Origin of the sequence: Myxococcus sp. AM009 (genome assembly GCF_013372605.1) — a bacterium.
In the GTDB taxonomy this organism is placed as follows: domain Bacteria; phylum Myxococcota; class Myxococcia; order Myxococcales; family Myxococcaceae; genus Myxococcus; species Myxococcus vastator.
Genome location: NZ_JABXEP010000395.1, coordinates 1 through 536 on the forward strand (window position 1 = coordinate 1; position 536 = coordinate 536).

Genomic DNA, 536 nt, shown 5'->3' on the forward strand with positions numbered 1-536 from the left:
CCCCCGTACCCTCCGCGTCGTCGGACGCGCCGCCCTCTTCGCCGCCCTCCAGCGCCATCAGCGCCTGCTCCAACGCCTCGCGCTCACGCGTGGCGGCCTCGGCGCCTCCCGCGGCGCCCAGCGCATCCTCCAACGCCCGCGCGGCCTGGGCGGCCTGGGCCAGCTGCGCGGCGGCCTCCGCGGCCTGCTCGGACAGCCGCTTCTCCAGCGCGTCGGCGGCCTCCCAGTCTCCAGCGTCGAAGCGGCCCTCGGCGACCTCTTCGGCCAGGCGCCGCAGCTCGTCCTCGACAGCCTCTTCCAGCACCTCCTCCTTGGCGAGCGCCTCCGCCTGTGCCTGGACCGCGGCCACCTTCGCCGCGGCGGCGGCATTCACGGCGCGGCCTCGTGGCGCGGACAAGGGCAACAGGAAGCCCGCCGCCGCGAACAGCACCGCGCCCGCGAGCGCGGCGGCCGGGCGTCGCCACTTCACGTCGGGAGGCTTCACCCCACCCGCGAGCTGATTGACGGCCAGCTCCCACCCCCCCACCGGGCGCTCC

The 536-nt window shown here is 77.1% G+C and carries 1 pseudogene; it reads right to left on the reverse strand.

Annotated features, from left to right (window positions below):
- Window positions 1-536: pseudogene (locus tag HV824_RS36055) on the reverse strand (hypothetical protein); the annotation flags it as partial.